This window comes from Curtobacterium sp. MCBA15_004 (genome assembly GCF_001865055.2).
Taxonomy (GTDB): domain Bacteria; phylum Actinomycetota; class Actinomycetes; order Actinomycetales; family Microbacteriaceae; genus Curtobacterium.
Genome location: NZ_CP126266.1, coordinates 3,364,012 through 3,382,370, shown reverse-complemented (window position 1 = coordinate 3,382,370; position 18,359 = coordinate 3,364,012). Strand labels below are relative to the sequence as shown.

16 protein-coding genes are annotated in these 18,359 nt (G+C 71.1%); 12 read left to right on the top strand and 4 right to left on the bottom strand.

What is annotated here, in order from left to right:
- Nucleotides 1-62: 62 nt before the first annotated feature.
- Nucleotides 63-929, top strand: coding sequence for a DUF4190 domain-containing protein (locus QOL16_RS15965; protein WP_083395002.1), 867 nt, complete (start codon nucleotides 63-65; stop codon nucleotides 927-929).
- Nucleotides 930-1,159: 230 nt separating this feature from the next.
- Here QOL16_RS15965 and QOL16_RS15960 read toward each other — a convergent pair whose 3' ends face one another.
- Complete coding sequence (locus QOL16_RS15960; RefSeq protein WP_065959964.1) at nucleotides 1,160-2,362, bottom strand: class I SAM-dependent methyltransferase; 1,203 nt, start codon at nucleotides 2,360-2,362, stop codon at nucleotides 1,160-1,162.
- 160 nt (nucleotides 2,363-2,522) lie between these two features.
- On the opposite strand from QOL16_RS15960, the gene groES reads away from it, so the two are divergent.
- Together groES and rarD are read left to right on the top strand one after the other, a co-directional pair.
- Complete coding sequence (groES, locus tag QOL16_RS15955; protein ID WP_065959962.1) at nucleotides 2,523-2,819, top strand: co-chaperone GroES; 297 nt, start codon at nucleotides 2,523-2,525, stop codon at nucleotides 2,817-2,819.
- Nucleotides 2,820-3,035: 216 nt separating this feature from the next.
- On the top strand, nucleotides 3,036-3,998 hold the full coding sequence (rarD, locus tag QOL16_RS15950) for an EamA family transporter RarD (RefSeq protein ID WP_065959961.1): 963 nt from the start codon (nucleotides 3,036-3,038) through the stop codon (nucleotides 3,996-3,998).
- Nucleotides 3,999-4,185: 187 nt separating this feature from the next.
- On the opposite strand, the gene QOL16_RS15945 is transcribed toward rarD, so the two are convergent.
- Entirely contained in the window at nucleotides 4,186-5,520 is a 1,335-nt protein-coding gene (locus QOL16_RS15945; RefSeq protein WP_065959959.1) for an ABC transporter substrate-binding protein, read from the bottom strand.
- 356 nt (nucleotides 5,521-5,876) lie between these two features.
- A complete protein-coding gene (gene guaB / locus QOL16_RS15940) occupies nucleotides 5,877-7,379 on the bottom strand; it encodes an IMP dehydrogenase (protein ID WP_065959958.1) in 1,503 nt (500 codons plus the stop codon).
- Between the two features lie 335 nt (nucleotides 7,380-7,714).
- Between guaB and QOL16_RS15935 the strand changes: the two genes are divergently transcribed.
- The 7 genes from QOL16_RS15935 (at nucleotide 7,715) to QOL16_RS15905 (ending at nucleotide 15,707) form a co-directional block, all read left to right on the top strand.
- Entirely contained in the window at nucleotides 7,715-9,157 is a 1,443-nt protein-coding gene (locus QOL16_RS15935) for a branched-chain amino acid ABC transporter permease (RefSeq protein ID WP_253181542.1), read from the top strand.
- Between the two features lie 12 nt (nucleotides 9,158-9,169).
- Nucleotides 9,170-10,156 (top strand): branched-chain amino acid ABC transporter permease, encoded by a 987-nt coding sequence (locus QOL16_RS15930; RefSeq protein ID WP_065959955.1) that lies wholly within the window; start codon nucleotides 9,170-9,172, stop codon nucleotides 10,154-10,156.
- Nucleotides 10,149-11,063: an ABC transporter ATP-binding protein gene (locus QOL16_RS15925; protein ID WP_071284284.1), complete on the top strand. Its 915-nt coding sequence runs from the start codon at nucleotides 10,149-10,151 to the stop codon at nucleotides 11,061-11,063. Before QOL16_RS15930 ends, QOL16_RS15925 begins: the two co-directional genes overlap by 8 nt.
- Nucleotides 11,060-11,965, top strand: coding sequence for an ABC transporter ATP-binding protein (locus tag QOL16_RS15920; RefSeq protein ID WP_254780238.1), 906 nt, complete (start codon nucleotides 11,060-11,062; stop codon nucleotides 11,963-11,965). The genes QOL16_RS15925 and QOL16_RS15920 overlap by 4 nt, the downstream gene beginning before the upstream one ends.
- Nucleotides 11,966-12,231: 266 nt before the next feature.
- Entirely contained in the window at nucleotides 12,232-12,429 is a 198-nt protein-coding gene (locus QOL16_RS15915) for a hypothetical protein (RefSeq protein WP_139266380.1), read from the top strand.
- A gap of 74 nt (nucleotides 12,430-12,503) precedes the next feature.
- Nucleotides 12,504-13,625, top strand: coding sequence for a GuaB3 family IMP dehydrogenase-related protein (locus QOL16_RS15910; RefSeq protein WP_065964410.1), 1,122 nt, complete (start codon nucleotides 12,504-12,506; stop codon nucleotides 13,623-13,625).
- A gap of 111 nt (nucleotides 13,626-13,736) precedes the next feature.
- The gene (locus tag QOL16_RS15905) at nucleotides 13,737-15,707 is read left to right on the top strand and encodes a glycerol-3-phosphate dehydrogenase/oxidase (RefSeq protein ID WP_254780236.1); all 1,971 of its coding nucleotides are present in this window, start codon (nucleotides 13,737-13,739) and stop codon (nucleotides 15,705-15,707) included.
- Nucleotides 15,708-15,771: 64 nt separating this feature from the next.
- Here the strand turns inward: QOL16_RS15905 and QOL16_RS15900 are convergent, their stop codons facing one another.
- Nucleotides 15,772-16,263 (bottom strand): hypothetical protein, encoded by a 492-nt coding sequence (locus QOL16_RS15900; RefSeq protein WP_175473079.1) that lies wholly within the window; start codon nucleotides 16,261-16,263, stop codon nucleotides 15,772-15,774.
- Nucleotides 16,264-16,336: 73 nt separating this feature from the next.
- Between QOL16_RS15900 and QOL16_RS15895 the strand changes: the two genes are divergently transcribed.
- Together QOL16_RS15895 and QOL16_RS15890 are read left to right on the top strand one after the other, a co-directional pair.
- Entirely contained in the window at nucleotides 16,337-16,867 is a 531-nt protein-coding gene (locus QOL16_RS15895) for a cation:proton antiporter regulatory subunit (protein WP_071246101.1), read from the top strand.
- Nucleotides 16,868-16,870: 3 nt separating this feature from the next.
- Nucleotides 16,871-18,355 (top strand): cation:proton antiporter, encoded by a 1,485-nt coding sequence (locus QOL16_RS15890; RefSeq protein ID WP_071246103.1) that lies wholly within the window; start codon nucleotides 16,871-16,873, stop codon nucleotides 18,353-18,355.
- The last annotated feature ends 4 nt before the right edge of the window (nucleotides 18,356-18,359 follow it).

Here is an 18,359-nt window from a genome sequence, read left to right as displayed (position 1 = left end):
GACGGTCTGTGGGAGGATCCAGTGAGGCGCCGACCGACCGGGGCGTCGAGAGGGGTGGAACGGTGTCCGATCAGAACCAGTGGCCGAAGCCGGGCGAGCAGCGGGGCTCCGACGACGCACAGCAGGGCGCGCAGTCACACGGTGCGACGACGCCCGGCAGCGCGGACCCGTGGGCGGAGTCCGGCCAGGGATCGTCGGCACAGGGTGCCGGGGGGCAGCAGTCGTCGCACGAGCCGTACGGTGCCCAGCAGCAGCAGCAGCAGTACCCGGGCACCGGTCAGCAGGCCGCCGGCCAGCACCAGGGCCAGCCCGGCCAGCAGCAGAACCCGTACGCCGCGCCCTCGCAGCAGCAGTACCCGGGGGCAGGGCACCAGGCGCCCGGCCAGCAGCAGAACCCGTACGGCGCGCCGCAGGGGCAGAACCCCTACGCCGCGCCGTCGCAGCAGCCGGGCCAGGCGCCCGCGGCGGGCCAGTCCCCGTACGCGTCCCAGAACCCCTCCGGCCAGCAGCCGTCGAACCCGTACGGGCAGCAGCCGTCGAACGCGTACGGGCAGAACCCGTACGCGCAGCAGTCGGCGAACCCGTACGCGGCGCCGTACGCCTCGACGGGCTACCAGCCGTACGCCCAGCGTCCGAAGACGAACACGCTCGCGATCCTGTCGATCGTGTTCGCCTACGCCGGCATCATCATCTGGCCGCTCGTCATCCTGACCAGCCCGGCCGGCGCGATCATGGGGCACATCGCCCTCGGCAAGATCAAGCAGACCGGTGAGGCTGGCCGGGGGCTCGCGCTCGCCGGCATCATCGGTGGCTGGGTCCTCACCGGCCTGTACGTGCTCATCGTGGGGATCGTCATCATCGTCGGGATCACGGCGGGGAACTCCGACCCGTACGGCTACGACTACGACTCGGGCGCCTTCATCGGCTGAGCCGACCACAGCAGCCACGACGAGAGCACACCGCGGGACCCGCGGGGTGCTCTCGTCGTCGGGGGCGCCGCGTCCGCCCGCGCACGGCGCACAGCGCACGGCGAATGGCCCCCGGCGCTGGCGCACGGCCCCCGGCGCACGGCACTGGCGCGCAGCGCGCAGCGCGCAGCCCAGCGCGACCACGCACCCGTCCGGCCCGGCTCGCCCCGGGGGCCGACGGCGCCCCGCGCTCAGGCCGCCACGTCGCCCAGGCGCTCGCACAGGACCGCGGTGTGCCGTCCCTCCAGACGGGTGAGCACGAGCGTGACCGACCGCCGGCCGCGCAGCCGCAACCGCTTCCGGAACTGCGCCGGGTCGACGTCGACCCCGCGCTTCTTCACCTCGACCGTGCCGACGTCGTCGGCGGCGAGCCGCGCGGACAGCTTCTTGACGTCGAGCGGCATCGTGTCGAGGACCCGGAACCCCTGCGCGAAGGGCGTCGACACGGCCCGGTCGGACGTGACGTACGCGATGCCGTCGGACAGCATCCGGCCGTCGATCGAGCGCGCCAGGTCCCCGATGAGCCGTGCGCGGATGACGGCGCCGTCCGGCTCGTACAGGTAGTCGCCGATCGGCCCGACGGGCTCGTCCTCGGCGTCCGCCGCCCCGGTCAGCTCGGCGACGCCGTGCGCGCCGATGACCGTCGCGGCCCGGCGGACGCCCGGGCGCGCGAGGGGGCCGAACCACAGGACGAGCTCGACGACCTCGCGGTCGACCGACACCCACTGCGCCTCGGCGGTGTCCGGCACGAGGTCGCGGTCGATGCCCGGTCCGAGCTTGACGCCCGTCGGGGTGGTCGTCGCGGTCGCGAACACGGTGTCGAGCGAGGGCGACCAGTCGTCCGGGTCGGCCAGGCGCTTCGTGTTCGCGTGACCGGCCGTCCGCCGGGCGGGGTCCATCCAGACACCGTCGACGCGCGCGGTGTCGAACGCCGCGGCGTCGCCGAGCTCGACCCGGGCGTTCGGCCACGGCGCGAGGTTGTGCGTCGCGACGGCCGCGGTGACCTCGTCGCGGTCGACCGCGGTGACGTCGAGGTCGAGCGCCGCCATCGCCATGGCGTCGCCGCCGATCCCGCAGCCGAGGTCGGCCACGCGGGTCAGCCCCGCAGCGGCGAACCGGCCGGCGTGCTGCGCGGCGACCTGCAGCCGGGTCGCCTGCTCGAGGCCGGCCTCGGTGAAGAGCATGCGCGCGGCGAAGTCGCCGAACTTGCCGCGGGCCTTCTGCCGGAGCTTCGCCTGCGTGAGCACCCCGGCGACGAGGGCCGGGTCGTGGCCCTCGGCGCGCAGCCTCGAGACCACCCGGACGATCTCGCCCCCGTCGGAGACGCTCGGGGTACGGTCGAGCAGGGCCATCCCCGCGGGGGTCAGCAGCTGTGCGAGTTCGGCGGCGTCCACCCGACGATCCTCGCAGGTCGCCGGACGGCCCGACACGTGCTGGCACTCGGATTGACCGAGTGCCAGGCAGCCCCTAGAGTTGGCGTTGGCACTCTCCTGTGCGTAGTGCCAACCCGGTTCCCATCTGTACCGAGTCAGTACCGAGAAAGAAGAGGTCACCGTGGCCGTCACCATCAAGCCGCTCGAGGATCGCATCGTCATCCGCCAGGTCGAGGCGGAGCAGACCACCGCTTCCGGTCTGGTCATCCCGGACACCGCGAAGGAGAAGCCCCAGGAGGGCGAGGTCGTCGCCGTCGGACCGGGTCGCATCGACGACAACGGCAACCGCATCCCGCTCGACGTCGCCGTCGGCGACAAGGTCATCTACTCGAAGTACGGCGGCACCGAGGTCAAGTACTCGGGCGAGGACCTGCTGGTCCTCTCGGCTCGCGACGTGCTCGCGGTCATCGAGCGCTGACACCCAGCACCTGACGAACGCCCCGCTCGGCTCCGGCCGGCGGGGCGTTCTCGCGTTCCCGGGGGCGCACGCGGGTCGAGTGCCGGTCGCGGCGCGGGCGCTGGTCGGCCGGGAGGCGCGGTGCCGGTCCGCCGCGTCGCGTCGCGTCCCGGGGCTCGTCGGCCGGGAGGCGCGGTGCCCGTCCGCCGCGTCGGTCCGGCTTCCTAGGATGGTTCCGTGAGTGAACCGACGTCCGCCCGACCGGCCCGCAGCGAGGCGACCGTCGGGGTCGTGCAGGCGATCGTCGCGTACGGGCTCTGGGGGCTCATGCCGCTGCTGTTCGCGGCGATGGCCCCGGCCGGCGCGTTCGAGATCGTCGCCTGGCGGATCGTCTTCGGGCTGCTGTTCTGCGTCGTCGCCATCGCGGTCACCCGCTCGTGGCTGCGCACCCGCTCCCTGCTCGCCCGGCGTCGCGTGATGCTCGTGATGGGGCTCGCCGCGGTGCTCATCCTGGTGAACTGGACGGTGTACGTCGCGGCCACGACGACCGGGCACACGGTCGAGGCCGCGCTCGGCTACTTCATCAACCCGCTCGTCACGATCGCCCTCGGCGTCGTCGTGCTGCGGGAACGCCTGCGTGCGGCGCAGTGGACCGCGGTCGGCATCAGCGTCGTCGCGGTCGTCGTCATCGCGATCGGCTACGGGCACGTGCCCTGGATCTCGCTCGTGCTCGCGTTCTCGTTCGGGCTGTACGGCCTGGTGAAGAAGCGCGTCGGCGGGACGGTGGACGCACTGAGCGGGCTGACCCTCGAGACGGTGTGGCTGCTGCCGATCGCGGTCGGGACGCTCGTGGTGCTCGGGGTGACCGGGCTCGGCGGCGGGCTGACCGTCGCGAGCGAGGGCTGGGGGCACACCGTCGTCACGGTGCTGACCGGCCCGGCGACCGCGGTGCCCCTGCTGCTCTTCGCGTCCTCGGCCCGGCGGGTGAGCCTGTCCACGCTCGGGTTGACGCAGTACCTGGCGCCCGTGATGCAGCTCCTGGTCGGCGTGGTCGTGCAGCACGAGGCGATGCCGCCCGCACGGTGGATCGGCTTCGGGATCGTGTGGGTCGCGCTCGTGGTGCTCACCGTCGACGGCTTCGTGGCCGCTCGGGCAGCGCGGCGCCGGGCGCTCGCACCCGCGGTGGTCGAGCCGGCCTGACGGGGGCGGGGCGCGCCTCCCGGCCGGCCCTGCGGGTCGTCTCCCCGACCGCGACGATGCTCGGTGAACGCGAGACCCGGCCCCGTGCGCGTGACAGCGCTCCCGGCGCACGCGACGACCCCCGCGAACGCGACGGTCCCCCGCGGGAGTTCCGCGGGGGACCGTCGTGCTCGCTGCCGTGCAGTGGTTACTTCGAGACCGAGCCCTGGATGGCGCTCTGGTACACGGGCTTGTTGTCGCCGTCGAACTTGTAGATGCCGATGTAGGCGCTCGACGGGTCGTTCTTCTTGTCGAACGGACCGATGCCGGACGGGCCGGTGTAGTGGATCTGCTGACCGGAGTCGAGCAGCTTCTTGCAGTCCGCGAAGGTCGAGCACTCGGTGCCGCCGTCCGCACCGGACACCTTGGCCATGTTGGCCTGGATGGTGCCGGAGTCGGTGCCCTTGCCCGCGACCGCGGCCAGCGCGGCGAGGGTGGTGGCGTCGTAGGACTCAGCGGCGTACGAGTAGTCGGCGAGCGGCTTGCCGGCGGTCTTCTGGTAGAAGTCCGACAGACGCTGCTTCAGCTCGTCCTTCGGGCTCGCGCCGGGGATGGTGCCCTGCGCGCCCGCCAGCGTGCCCTTGTCGAAGTCCTTCGAGTAGTCGGCCGTGTTGCCGTCCGACATGTAGATCTTCGCCATGTCGGCGTTCTGCGACTTGAGCTCGGGGACGATCGACTTCGTCTCGTCGAAGGCGAGGACCACGATCGCGTCGGGCTTCGTGGCGAGCGCCGCGGTGACCTCGGACGAGAACGTCGTCTGGCCGGGCGGGAACTCCTGGCCCTTGCCCTTGCCGCCGTAGACGACCTGGCCGCCCGAGGACTCGATGGCCTTCTGGACGGTGTCGCGCAGGCCGGTGCCGTACGTGTCGTTGAAGACCAGGAACGCGACCTTGGCGTTGCCGTCACCCGTGATGAGCTGGCCGAGCGCCGAACCCTGCACCGAGTCCGGCGGAGCGGTCCGGAAGTAGTGCGACGAGTAGCCGGACAGCGAGGTCGCGGTGTTCGCCGGGGAGATCTGCACGATGCAGCTGCTCGTCAGCTGGTCGATGACGTTCAGCGTGACGCTGGACGACTCCGCACCGATGACGACCGGGACCTTGGCGTTGACGAGCTTCGTCGCGGCCGAGCTCGACACGGTCATGTCGTTGCTGTCACCCGAGTCGGTCGCCGGGTCGATGCTGACGTCCTTGTCGAGCACGCCGCCGGCGGCGTTGATGTCCTCGACGGCCAGGCCGACCCCGGACTCCGCGGGCGGGTTGAGGTACGAGAGCGTCCCCGTGAGCGGCAGGATCGTGCCGATCTTGAGCGCGTCGGTACCCGGGGTGGCGGGAGCCTTGCAGCTCGCCGCCGGGTCCTTCTTCGCCCCGCCGGCCGAGGCCGAGGACGTGGACTCGGCGCTGCCGCTGGTGGAACACGCGGCGAGGAGGAGCGCTGCCGCTCCCGCCACTGCCAGTGCCGTGGTGGCACGGGTGGTTCTGATCATCCGTGGAGCCCTTTCTCTGCGCGGAGGCCTGACCGCATCGGGTCGAGCGCAGTGTCCTCTGCGTGGGTTGCCGAGAAAACTAGGGCCGATGTGTTTCGCGTGTGTGTCCGAGATCCTCCCCTGGACGTTTCGTTACAGACCCGTGACTCATCTGAGCGGCCGCCCGGGAACCCCTGATGAGGAGTCCGTCCGGACGGTCTCGGGCCCGCCGCTGGCCGGGGAGGACCGGTCCTGTCCGGTGGACGCGGACCTCGACGGCCGTGCCGGAACGTCCCCGGGAACAGCACGTCGGCGGCTCCTCGCAGCGGGGTGGCGCTGCGGGGAACCGCCGACGTGGGGACGAGCGGGAGGGTCGGTCAGCCGCGGTAGTTCGGGGCCTCGACGACCATCTTGATGTCGTGCGGGTGCGACTCCTTGAGCCCCGCGGCCGTGATGCGGACGAACTTGCCGCGGGCCTTGAGCTCGGGCACGGTCCGGCCGCCGACGTAGAACATCGACTGCCGCAGCCCGCCGACGAGCTGGTAGACGGCGTTCGCCACCGAGCCGCGGTAGGGCACCTGGCCCTCGATGCCCTCGGGGATGAGCTTCTCGTCCGAGGGGACGTCGGCCTGGAAGTAGCGGTCCTTCGAGTACGAGGTCTTCTCGCCGCGGGTCTGCAGGGCGCCCAGGGAGCCCATGCCGCGGTACGCCTTGTACTGCTTGCCGCCGACGAACACCAGGTCGCCCGGGGACTCGTCGGTGCCGGCGAGGAGCGAGCCGAGCATCACGGTGTCCGCGCCGGCGACGAGCGCCTTGGCGATGTCACCCGAGTACTGCAGGCCGCCGTCGGCGATGACCGGGACGCCGGCCTCGCGGGCCGCGAGCGACGCCTCGTAGACCGCGGTGACCTGCGGGACGCCGACGCCGGCGACCACGCGGGTCGTGCAGATCGAGCCGGGGCCGACGCCGACCTTGACCGCGTCGACGCCCGCGTCGATGAGCGCCTGGGCGCCCTGACGGGTCGCGACGTTGCCGCCGATCACGTCGATGCCGGCGAACGACGGGTCCGCCTTCAGGCGACGGACCATGTCGAGCACGCCCTCGCTCTCGCCGTTCGCGGTGTCCACCACGAGCACGTCGACACCCGCGTCGCGCAGGGCCTCGGCGCGCTGCCAGGCGTCACCGAAGAAGCCGATCGCGGCACCGACGCGCAGTCGGCCCTCGTCGTCCTTGGTGGAGTCCGGGTACTTCTCGCTCTTGTCGAAGTCCTTGACCGTGATGAGCCCGGTCAGGCGGCCGGACTCGTCGACGAGGGGCAGCTTCTCGATCTTGTGCTGCGCGAAGATCGCGACCGCGTCCTCGGGGTCGATGCCCTCGGACGCCGTGATGAGCGGGGCCTTCGTCATGACGTCGCGGACGAGCGTGGTGCCCATCTCGAACGGGGCGACGAAGCGCATGTCGCGGTTGGTGATGATGCCGACGAGCGTGCCGTCCTCCTCGACGACCGGCAGGCCGGAGACGCGGAACTGCCCGCACACGGCGTCGACCTCGGCGACGGTCGCGTCGGGACGGGTCGTCACGGGGTTCGTGATCATGCCCGACTCGGACCGCTTGACCTTGTCGACGTAGGCCGCCTGGTCCTCGATCGACATGTTGCGGTGCAGGATGCCGATGCCGCCCTGGCGCGCCATGGCGATGGCCATGCGGGCCTCGGTCACGGTGTCCATCGCCGCGGACAGCAGCGGGACGGCGACCGAGATGCGCTTGGTGAGCCGGGACGTGGTGGACGCCTCGCTCGGGATGACGTCGGTGTGCCCGGGGAGGAGCATGACGTCGTCGTACGTGAGTCCGATGAATCCGAACGGATCCGGCTGGTCCATGGGTCCCCTTCGTGGGCGAGGTGAAGTGGTCTGCTGCACCGGCAACGCACCGTCGGGTTCCCGATGGGCAATGGTAACGCGCCCGGGCGAGGCGCCATTCCTGCGCCTGAGCAGATCCACGCTGGGGGACCGCTGGGATGGTGCGTCGTGACCCCTCCCGGAGGGCACTGGACACCTCTCGCGTCGACCGCTGTACCGGCCGGACGGGCGGATTCATGCGGATCGACAGGGGATCGGTCACGAATGCAGCACGATTTGTGCAGGAGACGTGACGGAAACACGGGGGACACAAAAAATCCCTAGGGTCCTCGACTATCCGAACGAGAGGCTCATCCGTGGGTTCCATCACTCCGCCGGGGTCTGCGCTCATGCGCCGATTCCGCCGCGGGGCTCCAGGCCGCAGCCGCCTGGTCCTCGCCGCCGTGCTCTTCCTCGCCTTCCTCGCCACCTTCGCGGTCGACTGGGCACTGTCGCCCGCAGCCGACGCGGTGACGAGCAGTCCGTCCGCCAGCAGCAGCCCGGCCGGCACCAGCCCGGCCGGCGGGACGGCGGCCACCGGGCCCTGCACGGTCAGCCCCACCAACGGCTGCATCCGCGGCACGATCCTGGACTCCGAGCGCAAGCCGGCGAAGGGCATCGACGTCGAGGTCGCCGGACCCGCGTCCTTCGACCAGACCGCGACGACCGACGCCACCGGTCGGTGGTCGGTGAGCGTCACGACCGCCGGGCAGTACACGGTGAGCGTCGACCAGTCCTCGCTGCCGAAGGGCCAGTACCTGACGAACGCCGCGGACGCCGAGCGCAAGGTGAACGCCACGCTGAACGCCAACGTCGGGCAGATCTTCCAGCTCTCCGACCAGAAGGGCGCGACGACCGACACCGACACGTCGAGCGTGACGCCCGCGCGGGCCTGGCAGCAGTTCGCCTCCGGCATCCGCCTCGGGCTCCTCATCGCGCTGGCGTCGGTCGGCCTCTCGCTCATCTACGGCACCACCGGCCTGTCGAGCTTCTCGCACGGCGAGCAGGTCACCCTCGGCGGGCTCCTGGCCTACGTCTTCGCGAACCAGCTCGGGTGGAACATCTGGCTGACCGGCATCGTGGTGACGCTGCTCTGCGCCGCGACCGGGTACCTGCAGGACGCCGCGATCTGGAAGCCCCTGCGGCGCAAGCGGATCAGCCTGACGCAGCTCATGATCGTGACGATCGGTCTGTCGATCGCCGCGCAGTACGCCTTCCAGTACCTGTTCGGCGCCTCGACCGTCCGCATCCAGCAGGGCAACCCCGAGACGGTGACGTTCGCCGGGCTCACCCTGACGGTGCAGTCCTACGTCGCGATGGCGGTCGCGCTCGTCGTGCTCGTCGGCACCGGGCTCTTCCTCGCGAAGACCCGCTTCGGTCGTGCCACGCGCGCGGTGTCGGACAACCCCGCGCTCGCCGCGGCCTCGGGCATCGACGTCGACCGCGTCATCCGCTTCGTGTGGACGCTCGCGGCGGGCCTCGCCGGCCTGTCCGGCGTGATGCTCGGCCTCGTGCTCAACGGCGTGAACTGGCAGACCGGTCTCCAGCTGCTGCTGCTCATGTTCGCGTCCGTCACCCTCGGCGGCCTCGGCACCGCGTACGGCGCCCTGGTCGGCTCGATGATCATCGGCATCATCGTCGAGCTCACGAACCTCGTGCTGCCGGGCGACTTCAAGTACGCCACGGCCCTCGTGATCCTCATCCTCATCCTGCTGTTCCGGCCGCAGGGCATCTTCGGCCGCGCCGAGCGCATCGGCTAAGGGAGCACCGACATGGACTACATCCTGAACCTGCTCAGCTCGCTGACGCAGGAGGCCCTCGCGCCGACCACGGCGGCGTTCGCCCTCGCGGCGATCGGCCTCAACGTGCACTTCGGCCTCACGGGCCTGATCAACATGGGCCAGGCGGCGTTCCTGCTGCTCGGTGCCTACGGGTTCGCGATCTCGATCACGAACGGACTGCCCTTCGTGGTGGCCGTCCTCGTCGCGCTCGCCGTGGCGATCGTCTTCGCGGTGATCCTCGGTGTCCCGACCCTGCGGTTGCGTGGTGACTACCTGGCGATCGTGACGATCTCCGGCGCCGAGATCATCCGCATGGTCGGACGCTCCAGCCTGCTCACCACGACGACCGGTGGCTCGAACGGCATCGCCGGCTCGGCCTACCGCGACCCGTTCAACGCGCTCAGCCCGCTGCCCGACGGCACCACGTCGATCCTCTGGTTCACGTACTCGAACAACGGCGTCAACGGCTGGTGGATCCGCATCGCGGCGTGGGGCCTCGTCGCCCTGTTCACGCTCGTGCTGTTCCTGCTCATGCGCAGCCCGTGGGGCCGCGTGGTGAAGGCCATCCGCGAGGACGAGGACGCCGTGCGCTCCCTCGGCAAGAACGTCTACTCGTACAAGATGCAGGCGCTCGTGTTCGGTGGCGCGCTCGGTGCGCTCGCCGGGGTGATCTACGTCCTGCCGAGCTCGGTGCAGCCGGACGCGATGGGCCGCTCGATGACGTTCTTCATCTGGACGGCGCTCATCCTCGGCGGTGCCGCGACGGTGTTCGGTCCGGTGCTCGGCTCCGTGCTGTTCTTCGTCGTCCGCCTGTTCATCCGCACCCTCGCGGGCGACTTCATCCCGGACTCGATCATGAACGCCCAGCAGGCCGAGCAGTTCTCGTACGTGCTCGTCGGCGTCGCGCTCATGCTCCTCATCGTGTTCCGTCCACAGGGACTCCTCGGCAACAAGAAGGAGCTGACGTTCAGTGTCTGAGACGTACGCCCACAGCAAGACCGACCCGATCCTGACGGTGGACGGGGTCACCCGGCACTTCGGCGGCATGACCGCGGTCGACGTCGACCACCTCGAGGTCCAGCGCGGCTCCATCACCGCCCTGATCGGTCCGAACGGTGCCGGCAAGACCACGTTCTTCAACCTGCTCACCGGGTTCGACAAGCCGACCCCCGGCGCGCGGACCACCTTCGACGGGGCGACCCTGCAGAAGACGAGCGCCACGCACATCGCGAACAAGGGCATGGTCCGCACGTTCCAGCTCACGAAGGCCCTGAGCCGCCTGACCGTGATGCAGAACATGCTCCTCGGCGCGCGGGACCAGCCGGGCGAGAACTTCTTCGCCGCCCTCGTGAAGCCCCTCTGGTCGAAGCGCGAGCAGGAGATCACGGCCAAGGCCGAGGAACTCCTCGCCCGCTTCAAGCTCCTCGAGAAGAAGGACGACTACGCCGGTTCGCTCTCGGGCGGCCAGCGGAAGCTCCTCGAGATGGCCCGGGCGCTCATGTCCGACCCGCGCATGATCATGCTCGACGAGCCGATGGCCGGCGTGAACCCGGCGCTGACCCAGTCGCTGCTCGGGCACATCAAGTCCCTGCGCGACGACGGCATGACGGTGCTCTTCGTCGAGCACGACATGCACATGGTCCGGCACATCTCGGACTGGGTCGTCGTGATGGCCGAGGGCAAGGTCGTCGCCGAGGGGCCGGCCGACACGGTGATGGACGACCAGGCCGTCATCGACGCGTACCTCGGCGCCCACCACGACACCGACCTGGGCGACGACTCGCTCCTCACCGAGGAGACCTACGAGGAGCTCGCCGACGAGGTCGCGGAAGAAGACGCGGCGGCAGGCCACCGCGAGCAGGACGAGCAGGAGGCGACCCGATGACCGACGCACCGAACGCAGCGGACGCGAGCCGCGCCTCCAGTCCGGACGCGACGAACGCGACCGGCGCGACGAGCGCGACCGGCGCGACGAGCGCGACGAGCGCGACGAGCGCGACGAGCGCGACGAACGCGACCGGCACGACCAGCGCGACCGCGACCCTGGACCGCGAACCGGTCCTCAGCGCCAAGAACCTCGTCGCGGGCTACCTGCCGGGCGTGAACATCCTCAACGGCTGCGACCTCGACTGCTACCCGGGCGAGCTCATCGGCATCATCGGCCCGAACGGTGCCGGCAAGTCGACGCTCCTCAAGGCGCTGTTCGGCCTGGTGAACGTCCGCGAGGGCGCCGTCACGCTCCAGGGCGAGGACATCACGAACCTCAAGGCGAACAAGCTCGTGCAGGCCGGCGTCGGCTTCGTCCCGCAGACGAACAACGTCTTCCCCTCGCTGTCCATCGAGGAGAACCTGCAGATGGGCCTGTACCTGCGCCCGAAGAAGTTCGCCGAGCGGCTCGAGGTCATCTACGACCTGTTCCCGGTCCTCGGCCAGCGGCGCAACCAGCGCGCCGGGTCGCTCTCCGGTGGTGAGCGGCAGTCGGTCGCGATGGCGCGTGCGCTGATGATGGACCCGAAGGTGCTGCTCCTCGACGAGCCGAGCGCCGGCCTGTCGCCGGTGCGGCAGGACGAGACCTTCATCCGGACGCGACGCATCAACAAGGCCGGGGTCTCGATCATCATGGTCGAGCAGAACGCCCGGCGTTGTCTGCAGATCTGCGATCGTGGGTACGTGCTCGACCAGGGGAAGAACGCGTACTCGGGCACCGGGCGGGAGCTCGCCGACGACCCGAAGGTCATCGAGCTCTACCTGGGGACGCTCGCCAAGGACGTCGACGGGGCGCGCTAGCACCCGGTCGACCCGCGGGTACCGCTGTGGGGGCGGGATCCGCACCGACGGGGCCGCGCTGGCTGCTGATGCGCCGCGCGGCCCCGTCCTGTACCCGCTCCGAGCCCGGTCGCCGGGCCCGGCTGGTGCGACGGTGGGTCGCCTCCGCCCCGTGGCCGGAAGGTCGGTCTGGAGGCGTGCCCCGCCCCCGCCACGTCGACGCGCGTCGTGCCTCGGACCGGCCGGGAGGCGCGACCCGCCCCCGCCCGTCGGCTAGCGTGACGCGGGTGCGCAGCCCCGGCCCCCTCGTGCTCGACGCCCTGGTGTGGGTGGTGTTCGCGGCGCTCTTCGTCGGGGCGGCCCTGCTCGTCAAGGCCGCGGCCGCGCTCCTGGTCGTCCTCGTGGTGTTCGCGGTGCTGCTCGGCCTCGTGCTCCGGGTGCTGCGTCGGCGCCGCGGTCGGCCGAGCGGTCGTCCCCGGCGCTGACCGGTCCCTGCGAGGCGGCCGTCCTGCACCGTCCACCCGTGCCACCGCGACACCCCGCCCGCTAGGCTTGCCCGGTGACTGAAGTCGAGATCGGTGCTGGCAAGCGCGGCAGTCGGGCGTACGCGTTCGACGACATCGCGGTGGTCCCCTCGCGGCGCACCCGCGACCCGCACGACGTGAGCGTGCAGTGGTCGATCGACGCCTTCACCTTCGCGTCGCCGATCCTCTCCGCGCCGATGGACTCCGTGTCCTCGCCGGCCACGGTGATCCAGATGGGCAAGCTCGGGATCCTCGGCGTGCTCGACCTCGAGGGCCTGTGGACCCGCTACGAGGACCCGACGCCGTACTACGAGGAGATCAAGACCCTCACCGACGGCAACGTCACCAAGCGCATGCAGGAGATCTACTCGGAGCCCGTCAAGGCCGAGCTGATCACCGCACGCCTGGCCGAGATCCGTGCCGCCGGGGTCCCGGTCGCAGGGTCGCTCAGCCCGCAGCGCACGCAGGAGTTCTCGCAGACGGTCGTCGACGCCGGTGTCGACCTGTTCGTCATCCGCGGCACCACGGTCTCGGCGGAGCACGTCTCCCAGAACCAGGAGCCGCTCAACCTCAAGAAGTTCATCTACGAGCTCGACGTCCCGGTGATCGTCGGCGGTGCCTCGACGTACACGTCGGCGCTGCACCTCATGCGCACCGGTGCCGCGGGCGTGCTCGTCGGCTTCGGCGGCGGCGCGGCCTCGACCACGCGTGCCGCGCTCGGCATCCACGCGCCGATGGCGACAGCGGTGGCCGACGTCGCGGGTGCCCGTCGTGACTACCTGGACGAGTCCGGCGGCCGCTACGTGCACGTCATCGCCGACGGCGGTCTCGACACCGCGGGCGACATCGTCAAGGCGATCGCGGTCGGCGCCGACGCGGTCATGCTCGGCACCGCCCTCGCCCGCGCGACCGAGGCTCCGGGTGGCGGCTTCCACTGGGGTGCCGAGGCGCACCACCTCGAGCTGCCCCGCGGCCGCCGCGTCGAGGTCGGGCAGATCGCCCCGCTCGAGAACATCCTCAACGGCCCCACCCCGTCGTGGGACGGCCGGGCCAACCTGGTCGGCGCGCTCCGTCGGTCGATGGCCACGACCGGGTACTCCGACGTCAAGGAGTTCCAGCGAGTAGAAGTGGTCGTGGCGCCGTACCACCAGCAGTGACGCGATCCGTGCTCCCGCACGGGTGAGGTCCCGGCGCCGACCGTGCCGGGGCGGACCCGGTGCGGAACGTGCTCGGGGGCCGGCTCCGGGCGTGGACGCTCGGAGGCGACGATGGCGAAGGCACCCACCAGCACGACCGACACGGCCGCGACCGGCCGCGACGGCAGCGCGAGCGGCACGGCCGCGACCGGCCGCGACGGCAGCACGACCGACAAGGCTGCGACCGGCCGCGACGGCAGCGCGACCGGCCGGTCGAAGGGCGTCGGCTTCGACCCGACGGCCAAGCTCGGCCCCGAGGAGCGCGCCGCGGCGATCGAGGCGCTGAAGACCAAGGAACTCGACGTCCTCGTGGTCGGCGGTGGCATCGTCGGCGGCGGCAGCGCGCTCGACGCCGTCACCCGCGGCCTGAGCGTCGGCATCGTCGAGGCGCGCGACTGGGGCTCGGGCACGTCGAGCCGGTCGTCGAAGCTCGTGCACGGCGGCATCCGCTACCTCGAGCAGCTCAACTTCTCGCTCGTGCGCGAGGCCCTCATCGAACGCGGCCTGCTGCTCCAGCGCATCGCGCCGCACCTCGTGAAGCCGGTCCGCTTCCTCTACCCGCTCACGCACCCGGTCTGGGAGCGGTTCTACATCGGCATCGGCATGGCGATGTACGACGTCTTCAGCTGGTCCGGTGGCCGCCCGCCGGGCGTCCCGCACCACCGGCACCTCAGCCGCAAGCAGGTCCTCAAGAACATGCCGGGCCTGAAGAAGGACGCCTTCGTCGGCGGCATGACCTACTACGACGCGCAGGTCGACGACGCCCGCTACGTCTCGTCGCTCGTCCGCACCGCCGCGTCGTACGGTGCGCTCGCGGCCAGCCGGGTCCGCATCGAGGGCTTCATCAAGGTCGGCGAGCGCGTCGTCGGAGCCCACGCGCACGACATCCAGACCGGCGAGGAGTTCGACATCCGGGCGAAGCAGGTCGTCAACGCGACGGGCGTCTGGACGGACGACACCCAGGCGATGATCGGCACGCGCGGCCAGTTCAAGGTGCGGGCGTCCAAGGGCGTGCACCTCGTCGTCCCGCGCGACCGGTTCCAGTCGAACACCGGGATGATCCTCCGCACGGAGAAGAGCGTGCTCTTCGTCATCCCGTGGGGCCGGCACTGGCTCGTCGGGACCACCGACACCGACTGGGAGCTCGACAAGGCGCACCCGGCGGCGACCGCGGCGGACATCGACTACATCCTCGAGCACGTGAACAAGGTGCTCGCGGTCCCGCTCACCCGCGAGGACGTCGAGGGCGTGTACGCCGGCCTCCGTCCACTGCTCGCGGGGGAGTCGGACCAGACCTCGCAGCTCAGCCGCGAGCACGTCGTCGCGCACACCGTCCCCGGGCTGGTGGTCGTCGCCGGCGGCAAGTGGACGACCTACCGCGTGATGGGCAAGGACGCGATCGACGAGGCCGTCGCCGCGATGGACGGCAGGATCCCGGAGTCGACGACCGAGGACATCCCGCTGCTCGGTGCCGAGGGGTACCCGGCCGCGTGGAACCGCCGCGGCCGCACGGCCCGCGCGGCGGGGCTGCACAAGGTGCGGATCGAGCACCTGCTGAACCGGTACGGCACGCTCGCGACCGAGGTGCTCGCGCTCGTCGACGCGGACCCGTCGCTCGGTGAGCCGCTGCCGCAGGCCGACGACTACATCGGCGCGGAGGTCGTGTACGCGGCCTCGCACGAGGGCGCCCTGCACCTGGAGGACGTCCTCGCCCGCCGCACCCGCATCTCGATCGAGGCCTGGGACCGCGGCGAGTCGGCGGCCCCGGTCGCGGCGAAGCTCATGGCGGACGTTCTCGGCTGGGACCAGGAGACGACCGAGCACGAGGTCGCGAACTACCTCAAGCGGGTCGCCGCCGAGCGGGAGTCGCAGCTGCAGCCCGACGACGAGTCCGCGGACCGCGTGCGGCTCGAGGCACCGGACATCGCGTTCGGGTTCGACGAGGACGACGTGGTCGTCGGCGGCGGCCGGTCGAGCGGTGCCGAGGGCGCGAAGGCCTCGGACGAGCAGGTCATCGGCGAGAAGACGTCCGAGCCGGAGTAGCGGTGCCGGCCCGGTGACGGACGGGAGGCGCGTGGCGGGCCCGCCACGCGCCTCCCGTCCGTCGTCAGCCCGCGGTGCGCGACCGGCGGGCGGTCCGCACCATCGTCGCGGCGAACACCACCGGGATGCCGACGAGCGCGACCGCGCTCACGGTGAAGAGTGCCGTCCCGGACCAGGCGTGCACGCCGCCGGAGACGCCGAAGGCGTCGGCGACGTCCATACCGAGGAAGAAGCCGGACTGGAACACCGCCGCAGCCCCGGCCGCGAGCAGCGCGAGGTGGCAGACCGCGATGACGGGGAGCGGCATGCGCTGTCGCACGCCGAGCACCGCCGTCCCCACCGCGAGGGCGACACCGGTGCCCGCGCTCACCAGGACCCCCGCGATGTCCTGGGTCGTGCTGAGCCCGATCGCGTCGACGCCGGCGTAGATCGCCCGGAGCGACGTCCCCGGTACGGCCGCGAGCGGATCGAGGACCAGTGCGTGCACCGCGAGCAGTGCCGCGTACCCGATCACGAGCACCATCCCACCGACGGCCGTCACACGTGTCCACCCCATGCGGAGACCCTACGGCCGGAATGCCCGGAACGAGCCGGTGGTTATCATCGGGGTACTCACCAAGGGAGCCATCATGGTCGACGTCCATCGCGTCAAACTCCCCGGAGTCGGCGTGCTGCACAGCTTCTACACCGACGACGGTGGCAAGTGCGGTGTCATCACGCACCGGTCGGGGCACTCCGACCTCATCTCGTTCGCCGACGTCTCCGACGGCGCGGACAAGTCCGAGAAGGTCTCGCTCCGCCTGAGCGAGGACGAGGCGCACACGCTCGCCGAGCTCCTCGGCGGCACCCGCATCACCGAGGGCCTCGACAAGCTCGACGAGATCCCCGGACTGTCGATCGACTGGTTCAGCGTCGACTACGACGACGCCATCGCGGGCAAGCCCCTCGGTGACCTGCACGACTCGGGCTTCATCGGCCTCACCGTCGTCGCGGTCGTCCGCGGCGACAGCGCGAACCCCGCGCCCTCGCCCGACTTCGTCGTGTTCCCCGGTGACACCATCGTCGTCGCGGGCGCTCCCGAGAAGGTCGCCAAGGCGTTCTCCTTCTACCGCAGCGGACAGCTGGCGGCGGCCGCCGCCGAGGCGCCGCCCGGGAGCTGACCCGTGCACCTCGGCGGCGAACTGCTCACCATCGGTGTGCTCTTCGTCATCGCCTACGTGCTCGGGCGACTGGGCAAGACCATCGGTCTGCCCGCCATCCCGATCTACATGGTGGTCGGGCTCATCGCGAGCCCGCACACCCCGTGGATCGGGCTCAACGTCGAGTCGCACACGATCGAGCTCATCGCGACCTTCGGTCTGATCCTGCTGCTGTTCAACCTCGGGTTGGAGTTCGACCAGGAGGAGTTCTACGGCAACGCCGGCAAGCTCCTGGTGTCCGGCGGCACGTACGTCGCGATCAACATGGGCATCGGGTTCGCCTTCGGGTTCTCGCTCGGCTGGGGCACCCGTGAAGCCCTGATCATCGCGGGCATGACGGCGACGTCGTCGAGTGCGATCGTCACGAAGCTGCTCATCGAGCTGCGGCGCCTGGCGAACGACGAGACCCCGATGATCCTCGGCGTCACCGTGATCGAGGACGTCTTCATCGCCATCTACCTGGCGATCGTCTCGGTCGTGCTGTCCGGCGACACGAACGTCTGGGGCGTGGTCGGCAAGCTCGGCCTGGCGTTCGGGTTCCTCGTCGTGATGTTCACCCTCGCCCGGTTCGCCGGCAAGTGGGTGTCGAAGATCTTCGCGACCCGCGACGACGAACTGTTCACGGTGCTGTTCTTCGGCCTCGCGGTGATGTTCGGCGGCATCGGCGACCTGCTCGGCGTCACCGACGCGATCGGGGCGTTCGTGATCGGCCTGCTCTGCGGCGCGACCCGCTACCGGGACCGCATCGAGCAGCTGGCCCTGCCGATGCGCGACGTCTTCGCGGCGTTCTTCTTCGTGAACTTCGGGCTCGGCCTCGACCTGTCGACCTTCGGCGAGGTGCTCTGGCCCGTCCTGGGCGCGATCGGCATGACCGTCGCGCTCAACGCCGTGGCCGGGCAGCTCGTCGCCCGGATGAACGGGTTCAGCGTCCAGCAGGGCATCAACACCGCGGTGATCCTCGTGAACCGCGGCGAGTTCGCGCTCATCCTCGCGACGCTGTCGGCCGCCGCCGGCCTGGAGGCGCGGATCACCGCGTTCGCGGGCCTCTACGTCCTCGTCATGGCCGTCCTCGGGCCGCTGCTCGCGGTGAACTCGGACCGGATCGGCCGCCTCGTGGTGCGGCCGGCGCGCGTCGCGCGGCTGCGCACGCGCCTGCGCTCGCGGCTCGGCCGCGGCGCCGGCGCGGTCCCGGCCGGTCCCGCGCTCGACCAGGCGGCGGACGCCGCGGCCGAGGCCGGGGTCGCCGACCAGGACGCTGCGGCCGCAGCCCGGCGTGCCGAGCGCGACCGGCAGTTCGCGGAGGAGTTCGCCCTCGTGGAGGCGGCGGGCAGGGAAGCGCGCGACAATGAGACCGCCGACCCGGAGACCGTCGAACCCGTGACGTCGCCGGTCGAGGTCCCCGCCGAACGCCGAACGCGTCCGGTCCGCCAGCGCGATCCGGAGTACTGATACA